We start from the raw sequence: 13,054 nt of genomic DNA on the forward strand, positions 1-13,054 counted from the left end.
GGAACAGGTTCCTCACTCCGCCGCGATGGGCGGGCGCGGGGTGGCGTGCGGCTCGGCATGCACCACCGCGTGCATGGCCGCCGGCCGGTGTTCCTCGGGCTCGTCGCGCGCGCCGATGAAGCGGCCGAAGACCCGGGCGAGGAAGCGGCCGAGATCGTCCATCAGCGTGAACACCGCCGGCACGAAGACCAGCGACAGCACCGTCGAGGCCAGCAGGCCGCCGATCACCGCGATCGCCATGGGCGAGCGGAAGTCGCCGCCCTCCCCCAGCCCCATGGCGGAGGGCACCATGCCCGCCGCCATGGCGATGGTGGTCATCACGATCGGCTGGGCGCGCTTGCGACCGGCCTCGATCAGCGCCGTCGTCCGGTCGATGCCGGAATGCACCGCCTCGATGGCGAAGTCGACCAGCAGGATCGCGTTCTTGGTCACGATGCCCATCAGCATCAGGAAGCCGATCACCACCGGCAGTGTCATCGCGTTGTTGGTGAGGAGCAGGGCGATGAAGGCGCCGCCTACCGACAGCGGCAACGCGACCAGGATGGTGATCGGCTGCAGCACGTTGGCGAAGAGCAGCACCAGCACCGCCAGCACCATCATCACGCCGGCGCCCATGGCGGTGGCGAAGCCGCCGAACACCTCGCCCATGATCTCCGCGTCGCCGGTCTCCTTCAGCGTCACGCCGGCCGGCAGGTTCTTGGCCACCGGCAGCGCGTAGACCTCGGCCAGCGCCTCGCCGAGCTGGGTGTTGCCGGCGAGGTCCGCCTCGATGGCGATGCGCCGGGCGCGGTCGTAGCGGTCGAGGCTGGAGGGCCCGGTGCCGAAGCTGATGTCGGCCACCGCCGACAGCGGCACCGAGGCGCCGGCGGCGGTCCGCACCTTCAGCGTCTCGAAGGTCGAGAGGTCCGCGCGCGCCGCCTCGTCGAGCTGCACCCGGATCGGCACCTGCCGGTCGCCGGCGGAGAACTTGGCGAGGTTCTGCGACACGTCGCCGATCGTGGCGATGCGCACGGTCTGGGCAATGTCGGCGACCGAGACGCCGAGTTCGGCCGCCTCCGCCAGCTTGGGCACCACGCGCAGCTCCGGCCGGTCGAGCGCAGCGCTGGTCATCACATTGGTGAGGCCCTTCACCTTCTCGCGCACCTCGCGCTCCAGCTCGAGCGCCGATTTCTCCACCGTCGCGCCGTCCGAGCCGGACAGGATGACGGTGAATTCGCGCTGGCCGGGCCCCGCGCCGCCCGAGGCGCCGAAGTTGAAGCGCAGGTCGGGAACCTGCGCGATCTCGTCGCGCATGCGCATCTCGAACTGCTTCTGCGTCGCCTTGCGGTCGGCGCGCGGCACGAGATTGATGATGATCGTCGCCTTGCGCACCTCGCCCGCGCCGGTCACCGCGCCGCCGGTCGCGCCCGAGCCGGCGGTGGCGAAGACGCTCTGCACCTCCGGCTGCGCCTTCAGCCGGTCGGAGATGTCGTCGACCACCTGCTGGGTGGCGTCCAGCGTCGCGCCGGGCGGCAGCTCCAGCGCCAGCACCGAGCGCGAGACGTCGGAGTTCGGGATGAAGCCCGAGGGCAGCAGGGTCGAGAGCCACATCGAGCCGATGAACAGCGCGATGCCGGCCGCCACGGTGACGAAGCGGTGGCGGATCGAGCGGTGCAGCAGCCCGACATAAAGCCGCATCAGCCAGCCGTCCGGCTTCTCCCGGTGCCCGTGGTCGCGCAGGAAATAGGCCGCCAGCATCGGGGTGAGCAGGCGCGCGACCAGCAGCGAGAACAGCACGGCCACCGCGACGGTGATGCCGAACTGGCGGAAATACTGGCCGGCGATGCCGCCCATGAAGCTGACCGGCAGGAACACCGCCACGATGGTCAGCGTCGTCGCCACCACCGCGAGGCCGATCTCGTCGGCGGCGTCGATGGCGGCGCGATAGGCCGACTTGCCCATGCGCATGTGGCGCACGATGTTCTCGATCTCGACGATGGCGTCGTCGACGAGGATGCCGGTCACCAGCGTGACGGCGAGCAGGCTCACCCCGTTCAGCGAGAAGCCGAGCAGGTCCATCACCCAGAAGGTGGGCAGGATCGACAGCGGGATCGCCAGCGCCGAGATGATGGTGGCGCGCCAGTCGCGCAGGAACAGCATCACCACGATGACCGCCAGCACCGCGCCCTCGATGAGGGTCTGCATGGCGGATTCGTAGTCGGCGTTGGTGTACTTCACCGTCGAGTCGATCATGGTGATCTGCACCTCGGGGTGCTGCGCTTCCAGCTTGCGCAGCGCCTCGTCGGCGCGCTCGGCCACCACCACGTCGGAGAATCCCTTGGCGCGGTAGACGCCGAAGGCGACCACCGGCTTGCCGTCGAGCCGGGCGAAGATGCGCGGCTCGGCCGCCCCGTCCGTCACCGTGCCGAGATCGGCGAGGCGCACATGGCGCGACGACGCCCCCGCGCTGGCGGGCAGCGCGATGCGGGTCTCGGCGAGCTCCGCCACCGTCGTGGCGCCGCCGAGCGTGCGCACGGACTGCTCCTGCGTGCCGATCTCGCCCCGCCCGCCGGCGAGGTCGACATTGGTCGCGGCGAGCTGGCGGTTCACGTCCGCCGCCGTCACGCCGAGCGCGGCCAGCTTGTCGGGGTCGAGCGAGATGCGGATCTCGCGGTCCACGCCGCCCTCGCGGGTCACCTGCGCGACGCCGCGCACGCCCTGCAGGGCGCGGATCACCGTGTCGTCGACGAACCAGGACAGCTCCTCCGGCGTCATGCCGGGGGCCGAGGCGGCATAGGTGACGATCGCCATGCCCTCGACGTCGACGCGCTGGATCAGCGGCTCCTCGATGTCCTGCGGCAGGTCGGAGCGGACCTTCGTCACCGCGTCGCGCACGTCGTTGACGGCGCGGTCGACCTGCGTCTCGAGCTGGAACTCGACCACCGTCAGCGACATGCCCTCGGTGATGGTGGAGGTGATGTGCTTCACCCCCTGCACGCCGGCGACGGAGGTCTCGACGACCTTCGTCACCTGCGTCTCCAATTCGCTCGGCGCCGCGCCCGGCTGGGTGATGGTCACCGAGACGATCGGCAGGTCGATGTTCGGCATGCGCGTGATCGGCAGCCGGTCGAAGGTGAACAGGCCGATCGCGGTCAGCACCACGAACAGGACGATGGAGGGGACCGGCTTGCGGATCGCCCAGGCGGAAATGTTGAGAGCCATCAGGCGCCGCCCTTTTCCCCGGCGGCGAGCGGCACCGGCGTCACCCGGTCGCCGTCGCGCAGGAAGCCGCCGGCGCGGGCCACCACGCTCTCGCCTTCCTTCACCCCTTCCACGATCTCCACGAAGCCCTCGCCCTTGAGGCCGGTCTTCACCGCCCGGCGGCTGACCAGATCGCCCTCCACCACGAGAATGAAGGTGCCCTCGGGGCTGAACTGCACCGCCGACTGCGGCAGCGCCACGCCCTCGTGGCGGGCCATCTCGATGATACCGCGCCCATAGGCGCCGGGCCGCAGCCGCTCATCCTCCGGCAGCGCCACCGCCACCCGGGCGAGGCGCGTCGCCGCGTCCACCTTGGCGCCGACGAGGCGCACCTTGGCGGCCACCGGCGCGTCGAAGCCGGCGGGCGTCACCGCCACCGGCAGGCCCGGCGTCACGCGCGGCAGCGCCGATTCCGGCACCTCGGCGTCGAGGTCGATGGCGCCGTCCTTCACGATGCGGAACAGCGGCTCGGCATTGGCCGAGAGCACGATGGCGCCGAGGCGCGCCGAGCGGACCGAGACGATGCCGGCCTCCGGCGCCGTGATGGCGGTGCGGGCGAGGCGGACCTCGATCTCGTCGCGGTTCGCCTTGATCTGTGCCGCGTCGGCCTCGGCGGCGCTCACCGCCTCCTCATTGGCGGTCACCTGCGCGGCCGCGACCTTCACCGCGCGCTCGCGCTGGTCGAGCACCTCCTGCGAGGTGGCGCCGGTCTTGATGAGCGTGCGCGCGCGCTCCACCGCGGCTTCCGCCTCGGTGCGCTGGGCCAGCGCCTGCTGGAGCTGCGCCTTCTGCTGGGCGATGGCGGCCTGCGCCCGCGCGGCGTTGGCGGTATTCTGGGCGAGCAGGGTCTCCAGCGTGTCGCGCGACAGGCGGGCGAGCACCTGGCCCTTCTCCACCCGGTCACCTTCCTCGACGAGGATGTCGGTGATCCGGTAGCCGTCGATCTCCGGCCCGACCATGATCTCCTCGCGCGCCACCAGCGTGCCGGTGACGGGCAGCGTCTCGATCACCTCGCGCCGCGACGCCGGCACCACCGAGATGGTGATGCCGCGCACCTGCGCGGGATCGGGCGCGGCGACGTCGGCCTGCGCGGGATCGCTGACGCTGAAGCCGGCGGCGATGCGGTCGCGGAACGCATAGCCGGCGATGCCCACGACCACGGCGGTCATGGCGAGGGCGAGCGTCACCCGCCCGCGGAAGGATGGCAGCTTCACGGTCATGATTTCTCTTCCGGGGAAACGGTTCGCGGCGTGCCGGCGGCGGGCGCCGGCGCCAGCATGCGTCCGATCAGGCTGGTGAGTGCCGGCATCAGGCCGGCAAGCCCGAGATCGGGCTCGAAACTGTTGCGCAGCACTAGCCCGTCGCCAATGGCGCCGATCACCAGCAGCACGGTGTCCGGGTCCAGCGCCGCGTCGATCTCGCCGCGCTCCTGGGCGGCGACGAAGCAGCGGCGGATCGCCTGGTTCATCTCGTCTTCCACCGCGTCGAAGGTGGGCTTCAGCGCCGGGTTGCGGGCCGCCTCGGCATAGATCTCGGGGCCGAGCTTGAGGCACATCATCGGCACCTCGCCGGAGAACAGCGCATCGCCCATGCGCGACAGCCCCTCGATGAAGCTCGGCGCCGTCTCCAGCATCTCGACACAGCTCGCGCGCAATGCCCGCTCCTCCTCGACGATGGCGATGATGATCGCCTCCTTCGAGGGGAAGTAGCGGTAGAGCCCGCCCGGGCTCATCCCGGCCTGGGCGCAGATCTCGTGCATCGAGGTGCCGTGGAAGCCGTTGCGGCTGAAGCAGGTGGCCGCAGCGTCCAGCACGCGCCGGCGCGGGTCCGGCCGGGCGCCGGAGGTGGAGCCAGACGTGGAACCGGGCGCCGGCGTGCCGGCGGCAGCGGCGCGCGGACGGCCGGTTTCCTTCTTCGGCACGGCGGCGCGCGGGCGCTTGGCAATGGCGGTCATGCACGGTTCCAGAATGAGAGCGAACGTTCGTTCGCATTTATGCCGGCGCCTCGCGGCGAGTCAAGAACGAACGTTCGTTCGCATGACATTCCCCCACGCCGCGCCCGCGATCACTGCCGGGGAAGTTCCCTGCCACCTATGGCGCCAACATGGCTGACGGATGGCATCATTGGTGGGATATATGTCAGCTCTTGTCGGGCCCGCGCGTCGACCCCCGCCCGCACGGCGGGGAGCGCGCCACCATAGACCTGGGCGCCCGCGGGAGGGCGCCCGAATGGGATTATGATTAAGGAACGAGGCGGGTTCGCCGCGCCTGGAGCATTTTCGAGCGAAGTGGGCACCGGTTCGCGTAAAGAAAATGCGACAACTCAAAGATCTAGAGCGTTTCAATGCTTCCGCTAAACCATGAAACGCTCTAGCCCGCCTTGGCGACGAGCGGGAGAAACTCGGCCACCACGCGGTCATAGACCGGACGCTTGAACGGGATGATCAGCGCCGGCGTGCGCTCCAGCCGCTCCCAGCGCCAGCCGGTGAATTCCGGCTTGTGGTGCCCGCCGCCGGGATGGCGCACGTCGATCTCCGCCTCCTCGCCGGTGAAGCGCAGCGCCACCCATTTCTGCTTCTGGCCACGATAGCGCCCCTTCCAGGCCTCGCGGGCGATCGGCTCGGGCAGGTCGTAGGCGAACCAGTCGGACGCCACCGCCAGCGGCTCGACGGAGGACACGTTGGTCTCCTCGTAAAGCTCGCGCAGCGCCGCCTCCTCCGGGCTCTCGCCCTCGTCGATCCCGCCCTGCGGCATCTGCCAGGAGTGCAGCGCGTCGACATGCTCCGCTCCGCCGACACGCTGGCCGAGGAAGACGAGCCCGTCGCGATTGACGAGCACCACCCCGACGCAGGGGCGGTAGGGGAGCTGGTCGAAGGGGATCATGGGTGCAACCGACAGATGGAAGGCTCAGAGGGAACCATCATCCTAGGCGATGATGACACCCGCGCGTAGGGCTCCCGAGCGGCGGCCTGCGCGCGCGGTTAACGCAGCGGCGGCACTGCCGCGCCAACCGCAGGCGTCGCGCCAAACGCTGTCGCCGTCTCGGCAGATGCGGCCTCGCCGCGCGCCGGGGCGGCGGTGTCGAGCGCGCCCTGCACGTTCATCACCGCGCCCACGGGCGCGCCGGTATCCTCGCCATCCGCCGCGGCGATGCCCGCCACCCCGAAGCCGGGGCGCAGCATCGGCGCGTCGGCGCCGACGCCGGTCGCCGAAAGCCCGACGGCGGACAGCCCGTCCGTCAGCAGGTCGGAGGCGGTGAGCATTTCCCTCGCGGGGCCGAAGGGGGTTCGCGCCGAATCGTAGGCATCGGCGCCGCCGAAGGCATAGGCACCGACCGCCACGCCCAGCACGGAGAGCACGGCGAGGCTGAAGATGCCGACCGCCGCATAGTGCCGCGCGCTGTCGCAGCGGGCATCATGGCCCGGCAGGGCCTCGCCCTCGGTCAGGGTCATCGCCTCGCGGCGGAAGGCCCGTTCCGGGGCGGCATGATTGAACGTCACGCGATTCATGAGCGGCTTTGTCGGCGCCGACCAAGGCGGGATCGGGGCAAAATCGGGCAGAGGCGACGGCGGTGGTAAAAAAAGACCCCGCTCTCGCGAAAGAGCGGGGTCCGTTGCTCATCCGCCACAGCCGGCGCGGGCCGGCCGGGCGCGGGTCAGTTCGGCACGGCGGCCTTGGGATCGGCCGGATAGGCGGCGTTCTTCTGCACGCCGTGCATCAGGTCGATGGCCAGCTTGAGCTGCGTGTCGTCCTTCGGATCCGGCGGCACATAGGCCGGCGAGCCGGTCTGCTCGTCCTCGCCGTTCTTCAGGTGGCCCTTCAGCGAAGCCTCGCCGCGCGTGGTCTCCACGCCCGCGGCTTCCGCCTTCTCCTTGACGTCCTGCGGCACGTCCTGGACCAGCTCGATGTCCGGCTGGATGCCCTTGGCCTGGATCGAGCGGCCCGACGGCGTGTAGTAGCGCGCCGTGGTCAGCTTGATCGCGGCGTTGCCGGAGACCGGGATCACCGTCTGCACCGAGCCCTTGCCGAAGGAGAGCGAGCCGAGGACGGTCGCGCGCTTGTGGTCCTGCAGCGCGCCGGCCACGATTTCCGAGGCCGAGGCCGAGCCGCCATTGACCAGCACGATGATCGGCTTGCCCTCGGCGAGGTCGCCCGGCCGCGCGTTGCGCCGCTCGGTCTCCTCGGGATTGCGCCCGCGGGTCGAGACGATTTCGCCGCGGTCGAGGAAGGTGTCGGAGACGTCGATCGCCTGGTCGAGCAGTCCGCCCGGGTTGTTGCGCAGGTCGATGACGAAGCCCTTGAGCTTGTCCTCGCCGATCTGCTTGGTCAGGTCGGCGATCGCCTTCTTCAGGCCCTCGCCGGTCTGCTCGCTGAACGAGGTGATGCGGATATAGCCGATATCATCCGCCTCGACGCGCGAGCGCACCGACTTGATGTTGATGATGTCGCGCGTGAGCGTCAGCTCCAGCGGCTTGTCCTGGCCCTTGCGGATGATGGTCAGCTTGATCGGGGTGGCGACCGCGCCGCGCATCTTGTCGACCGCCTGGTTCAGGGTCATGCCCTTCACCTCTTCGCCGTCGAGCTTGGCGATCAGATCGCCGGCGAGCACGCCGGCCTTGGCGGCGGGAGTGTCGTCGATCGGCGCGACGACCTTCACCAGGCCGTCCTCCATCGTCACCTCGATGCCGAGCCCGCCGAACTGGCCGCGGGTCTGCACCTGCATGTCGCGGAAGTCCTTCGCGTCCATGTAGGTCGAGTGCGGGTCGAGCGAGGAGAGCATGCCGTTGATCGCCGCTTCGATCAGCTTGCCGTCCTCCGGCTTCTCGACATAGTCGGCGCGCACGCGCTCGAACACGTCGCCGAAGAGATTCAGCTGGCGATAGGTGTCGGAAGCCGCTGCCACCGCCTGGCTCGGCTGGAGCAGCAGCCGCGGCTGGGTGGCGCCGACCGCGATCAGGGCGCCGGCCGCCGCACCGAAGAGAAATACTGACGTCCTACGCATCATCCGCGTACCTTCTCGCTTTCGCTCGTCGCCCACCATGGCGTTGGATCGATCGAGTTTCCATCCTTACGGAACTCGACGTAAAGAATAGGTTGGGCGGTTCCAAGGCTGGCCGACGAAACAAGTTGCGGTCCTCGCCCCATGACCGCCACCGGCTCGCCGGAGAGCACGAACTGACCCAGTTCCACGGTGATCTTATCCATTCCCGCCAGAAGAATATGGTATCCGCCGCCGGCGTTGATGATCAATAGTTGTCCATAAGAGCGGAACGGGCCGGCATAGACCACCCAGCCGTCGCTCGGAGAGGCCACCTGGGCCTCCACCCGCGTGGTCAGCGACATGCCCTTTTCCTGGCCGCCATAGCCGTCGTCGGTGCCGAACGCCTTCAGCACGGCGCCGCCCGCCGGCAGCGGCAGCATGCCCCTGGCCTCTGCGAAGGGCATCCCGGGCGAGAGGCGGCCGGGGTCCTTCAGCGCCGCCAGCCGGGCCGCGGGGCTTTGATCGGACTGCGTTTGCGCGGCCTCCTGCGCCGCCTTGCGGGCGGCGGCGATCTCGGTCTCCATGCGCTCCATCAGCTCGCGCACATTGCCCGCCTCGGCGGCGAGGGCGGCGGCCCGGTTCTTCTCGTTGACCAGCGCCGCCTCGCCCGCGTCAAGGGACTTCTTCTTCTCCTCGATCAGCGCCGCGGTGCGCAGCCGCTCGTCGGCGAGGGAGGCTTTCAATTCTGCGAGAGCGTCACGCTCGCGCGCCGTCTCCTGCCGCACCCGCTCCTGCGCCGCGAGTTCGCTGGCCAGAAGGTCGGTCTCGGCCTTCAGCTCGGGCAGCACCGCGCCCAGCAGCATGGCGGAACGGATCGACTGCAGCGCGTCGTCCGAGCGGACCATCAGCGCCGGCGGCGGGCGGCGGCCGAGCCGCACCAGCCCGCCCAGCACCTCGGAGAGCACCTGCCGGCGCGAGTCGAGGGATTCGCGGATATCGGCGGCCTCGCGCCCGAGCTGGAGCAGCCGCTGCTCGCTGGCGTCGAGCTTGCTCTCCACGTCGCGCACCCGGACGGCGGTGTCGAGCAGCGCCGCGTTCAGCTTCGCCCGGTCGCCCTTGATGTCCTCGATCTCCCTGACGAGGCGCTGCTGCGCCGCCGTCGAATCCTTCAGCTCCGCGTCGAGCCGCTCGATGCGCTGCTTCTGCTGGGCGGTGGCGTCCGGCTGCCCGCTGCCGGGCTTCGCCAGATCCTTCGCGGCGGCATCCTTCGGCGCGGGACTCTGGGCAAGGGCCGGCCGGATCGCCGTCCCCGGCGCCGGCGCGAGCGCCATCGACAGGGCGCCGGCGAGCACGAAGACGCGCCGGCCCGCCCGGCGAGGCGGGAGGGGGGAGGAAGGCGAAGCGGTGCGACGGACGGGCATCGGCGCAGAGGAGGGTCGACGTGGTTAATCTTCGGTTAGCGCGGGTCGGCCCGCGTCGCCCGTCCGTCAGGCCTTGTGATAGGGATGGCCGGACAGAATCGTCGTCGCGCGGTAGATCTGCTCCGCCATCATGACGCGGACGAGCTGATGGGGAAAGGTGGCCCGTCCGAAAGCGACGAGCCGGTCGGCCCGCCCCCGCGCCGCCTCGCTCAGCCCGTCCGCCCCGCCGATGAGAAAGGACAGCGCCCGCACGCCGCGGTCGCGCAGCGCCGCGATGTCGGCGGCCAGTTCCTCGCTGCTGGTCTCGCGCCCGCGCGGGTCAAGGGCGATCACCGCGCCGGGGTCCGGCAGGGCGCCCAGGATCCCCGAGCCCTCGTCCGCCATGCGGTCCTCGGGGCGGCGTGCGGCGCTTTCGGCGATTTCGATCACGTCGGGGCCGGACAGGCCCAGCACCCGTCCGCTCTTGCCCGCGCGGTCGAGATAGCGCGCGCAAAGCTCCCTCTCGGGCCCGGCCTTCAGCCGGCCCACGGCAACGATCACCAGCCGCAAAGCGGTCTAGCCGCGCGTCATCTTGGGCGAGCCGCCCGGAAGCGCGCCCGACCACATCTTCTCGATGTTGTAGAACCCACGCACTTCCGGCTGGAAGACGTGGACGATGACGTCGCTCGCATCGATCAGCACCCAGTCGCAAGCCGGCATGCCCTCGACGCGTATGCCCTTGACGCCCTGCTCCTTGAGCGCCTCGACGAGGTGCTCGGCAATGGCGCCGACATGGCGCTGGGATCGGCCGGACGCAACGACCATGTAGTCGGCGATGGTCGTCTTGCCACGAAGTTCGATGGAAACGATGTCCTCGGCCTTGTCGTCTTCCAGACGGGCGAGAACGAGGGCTAGCATCCCCTCGGCGTCGAGACGCGCTTCGGAGACAGGTGCAGTCGCCGGGCTGGAGGCAGCTGCGGAGAGCGCCATGATGGACAGGGGTCCTGATCCTCTCGTCATTACGGCAGATCCGGGCGGACATTCCGCACCGTTCATGCCTTTTCAAGATAGTGCGGAACCCCGGTCCTTTTCAACCGGGGCCGGCCGGGGAACCGCTTCCGAAGGCGGCGTCGGCTCCCGAAGCGGCGAAACGCGGCCGGATTCCGCAGGCGCCGGCAGGCTCTACCAGTCAAAGATGACAGCTCCAAGGGCCGGGCGGCGACAATCGCCAGGCCGGACCGGGCCTTCCCATGCCTATTTTCGCTTCGTGGCCGCCCCGGCGCCTTCGCGCAGCTGCGTCGAGGACATCGGCGACTTCAGCCCGTGCAGGAACACCCAGGCGGGCGGTGCCATCCGGGCCAGCCGGCCCGCCGCGCTCTCGGGGCGCCGCCAGCGGGCGAGCGCGCCGGCGGCCGGCGCCGCCATGGCGGGAAAGGTGCAGCCCGGCCGGTCGATCACTGCCATCGGCACCAGCGCCGCCAGCTCGTCCCAGCGCTGCCAGCGGTGGAAGGAGGCTAGGTTGTCCGCCCCCATCAGCCAGACGAAATGCACCTGCGGGAAGCGCCGCACCAGCGCCGCCACCGTGTCGAAGCTGTAGCGCGTGCCGAGCCCGGCCTCGAGCCCGGTCGGCACCAGCGCGGGATGGCGCGCCACGCCGCGCGCCTGTTCGAGCCGCGCGGCGAGCGGCGGCAGGCGGTGATTGTCCTTCAGCGGGTTGCCCGGCGTCACCAGCCACCACACCCGGTCGAGCTTCATCCGCCTGAGCGCGAGCAGGCTGGCGGCGCGGTGCGCGGCATGGGCGGGGTTGAAGCTGCCGCCATAGAGCCCGATGCGCATGCCCGGCGCGAGCGGGGGGATGCGCAGATCCGCCGCCCGCGGCCCGGTCGCCGGCCGTCGGTCGCTCACGGCCGGATCTGGCCGGTGCCGCGCACCCGGTACTTGAAGGAGGTGAGCTGCTCGGCGCCCACCGGCCCGCGCGCGTGCATGCGCCCCGTCGCGATGCCGATCTCGCCGCCGAAGCCGAACTCGCCGCCATCGGCGAACTGCGTCGAGGCGTTGTGCACCACGATCGCCGAATCGACCTCCGCGAGGAACGTCTCGGCCACCGCCGCGTCCTCGGTCAGCACCGCGTCGGTGTGGTGCGAGCCGTAGGTCTCGATATGGTCGATGGCCGCCTTCACGCCGTCCACCAGCTTCACCGAGATCACCGCGTCGAGATATTCGGTGCGCCAGTCCTCGTCGCTCGCCGGCTTCACGCGCGCGTCGACCGCCTGCGCCTGCGCGTCGCCGCGCACCTCGCAGCCCTCGTCGAGCAGCATGGTGACGAGCGGGGCGAGCAGCCGGCCGGCATCGGCGCGGTCGACCAGCAGCGTCTCCGCCGCTCCGCACACGCTGGTGCGGCGCAGCTTGGCGTTCTTCACGATGGTCAGCGCCTTGGCGAGGTCGGCGCCCTTGTCGACATAGACGTGCACGATGCCTTCCAGATGCGCGAAGACCGGCACCCGCGCCTCGCTCTGCACGCGGGCGACGAGGCTCTTGCCGCCGCGCGGCACGATCACGTCGACATTGCCGCCGAGCCCGGCCAGCATCTCGCCCACCGCCGCCCGGTCGCGGGTCGGCACGAGCTGGATGGCGTCGGCCGGCAGGCCGGCCCCCGTCAGCCCCTCGACCATCGCGGCGTGGATGGCACGGCTGGAATTGAAGCTGTCCGAGCCGCCGCGCAGGATCACCGCATTGCCCGCCTTCAGGCACAGGCTGCCGGCGTCGGCCGTCACGTTGGGCCGGCTCTCATAGATCACGCCGACCACGCCGAGCGGCGTGCGCACGCGCTCGAGGCGCAGCCCGTTCGGCCGCTCCCAGCTCTCCGTCACCTTGCCGACCGGATCGGGGAGCTCGGCGATCTCCTCGACGCCGCGCGCCGTGGCGTCGAGCCGCGCCTCGTTCAGCGTCAGCCGGTCGAGCATGGAGACGGTCATGCCGGCCTCCCGCGCGGCGGCGACATCTTCCGCATTGGCGGCGAGGATGGCGGCGGCATGGGCGCGGATGGCGGCGGCGGCGGCCTTCAGCCCGGCGCTCTTGGCCTCGGCGGAAGCCAGCGCCAGCGTGCGGGCGGCGGCGCGGGCGCGGGCGCCGATCGCCAGCATCACCGTATGCACATCGCCCGCCGGCGGCTCATGTCCCGGCCCCTGCGCGCGCGGCGCTTCCGCGCCGAGACGGGTCTCGGTGACGGGAACGGCGCGCAGGGAGGAGGCGGTCATGGCTTCACTCGCAGGTCATGAAAGGGGCGCCCTATCTACCACAAGCCGGCGGCCGGGCGCCAAAGCGAAATGGGGGGCGCCTCCCGGCTCCGCCAGAGGCGCTTCTCCGGCCGCTTTACCATATGTGGCCGCAAAGGCTTGCCTTTTGGCGCCCGACATCCGATGTCACGCAGGGAT

At 70.6% G+C, this 13,054-nt stretch carries 11 protein-coding genes; all 11 read right to left on the reverse strand.

What is annotated here, in order from left to right; genetic code table 11:
• Positions 1–12 precede the first annotated feature (12 nt).
• Positions 13–3,201 (reverse strand): efflux RND transporter permease subunit, encoded by a 3,189-nt coding sequence (locus FO470_RS00680; protein ID WP_144341012.1) that lies wholly within the window; start codon positions 3,199–3,201, stop codon positions 13–15.
• Positions 3,201–4,460, reverse strand: coding sequence for an efflux RND transporter periplasmic adaptor subunit (locus FO470_RS00685; RefSeq protein ID WP_144341013.1), 1,260 nt, complete (start codon positions 4,458–4,460; stop codon positions 3,201–3,203). Before FO470_RS00685 ends, FO470_RS00680 begins: the two co-directional genes overlap by 1 nt.
• Positions 4,457–5,194 (reverse strand): TetR/AcrR family transcriptional regulator, encoded by a 738-nt coding sequence (locus FO470_RS00690; RefSeq protein ID WP_144341014.1) that lies wholly within the window; start codon positions 5,192–5,194, stop codon positions 4,457–4,459. The genes FO470_RS00685 and FO470_RS00690 overlap by 4 nt, the downstream gene beginning before the upstream one ends.
• 415 nt (positions 5,195–5,609) lie before the next feature.
• Positions 5,610–6,122, reverse strand: a complete 513-nt coding sequence (locus tag FO470_RS00695; RefSeq protein WP_144341015.1) for an RNA pyrophosphohydrolase — start codon at positions 6,120–6,122, stop codon at positions 5,610–5,612.
• A 98-nt stretch (positions 6,123–6,220) separates the two neighbouring features.
• Positions 6,221–6,748 (reverse strand): hypothetical protein, encoded by a 528-nt coding sequence (locus tag FO470_RS19455; RefSeq protein ID WP_186291787.1) that lies wholly within the window; start codon positions 6,746–6,748, stop codon positions 6,221–6,223.
• Between the two features lie 146 nt (positions 6,749–6,894).
• Complete coding sequence (locus FO470_RS00705) at positions 6,895–8,244, reverse strand: S41 family peptidase (RefSeq protein ID WP_144341016.1); 1,350 nt, start codon at positions 8,242–8,244, stop codon at positions 6,895–6,897.
• Positions 8,241–9,551: a murein hydrolase activator EnvC family protein gene (locus FO470_RS00710; protein ID WP_144341995.1), complete on the reverse strand. Its 1,311-nt coding sequence runs from the start codon at positions 9,549–9,551 to the stop codon at positions 8,241–8,243. Before FO470_RS00710 ends, FO470_RS00705 begins: the two co-directional genes overlap by 4 nt.
• 156 nt (positions 9,552–9,707) lie before the next feature.
• Positions 9,708–10,190 carry a 23S rRNA (pseudouridine(1915)-N(3))-methyltransferase RlmH gene (gene rlmH, locus FO470_RS00715; protein WP_144341017.1) on the reverse strand — a complete coding sequence of 161 codons (483 nt, stop codon included), beginning with the start codon at positions 10,188–10,190 and terminating at the stop codon, positions 9,708–9,710.
• A gap of 6 nt (positions 10,191–10,196) precedes the next feature.
• Positions 10,197–10,610, reverse strand: coding sequence for a ribosome silencing factor (gene rsfS, locus FO470_RS00720; protein ID WP_144341018.1), 414 nt, complete (start codon positions 10,608–10,610; stop codon positions 10,197–10,199).
• 264 nt (positions 10,611–10,874) lie between these two features.
• Positions 10,875–11,456, reverse strand: coding sequence for a nicotinate-nucleotide adenylyltransferase (locus FO470_RS00725; protein ID WP_144341996.1), 582 nt, complete (start codon positions 11,454–11,456; stop codon positions 10,875–10,877).
• A 65-nt stretch (positions 11,457–11,521) separates the two neighbouring features.
• Complete coding sequence (locus FO470_RS00730; protein ID WP_144341019.1) at positions 11,522–12,877, reverse strand: glutamate-5-semialdehyde dehydrogenase; 1,356 nt, start codon at positions 12,875–12,877, stop codon at positions 11,522–11,524.
• Positions 12,878–13,054 lie beyond the last annotated feature (177 nt).

The organism is Ancylobacter moscoviensis, from assembly GCF_007559435.1.
In the GTDB taxonomy this organism is placed as follows: Bacteria; Pseudomonadota; Alphaproteobacteria; order Rhizobiales; family Xanthobacteraceae; genus Ancylobacter; species Ancylobacter moscoviensis.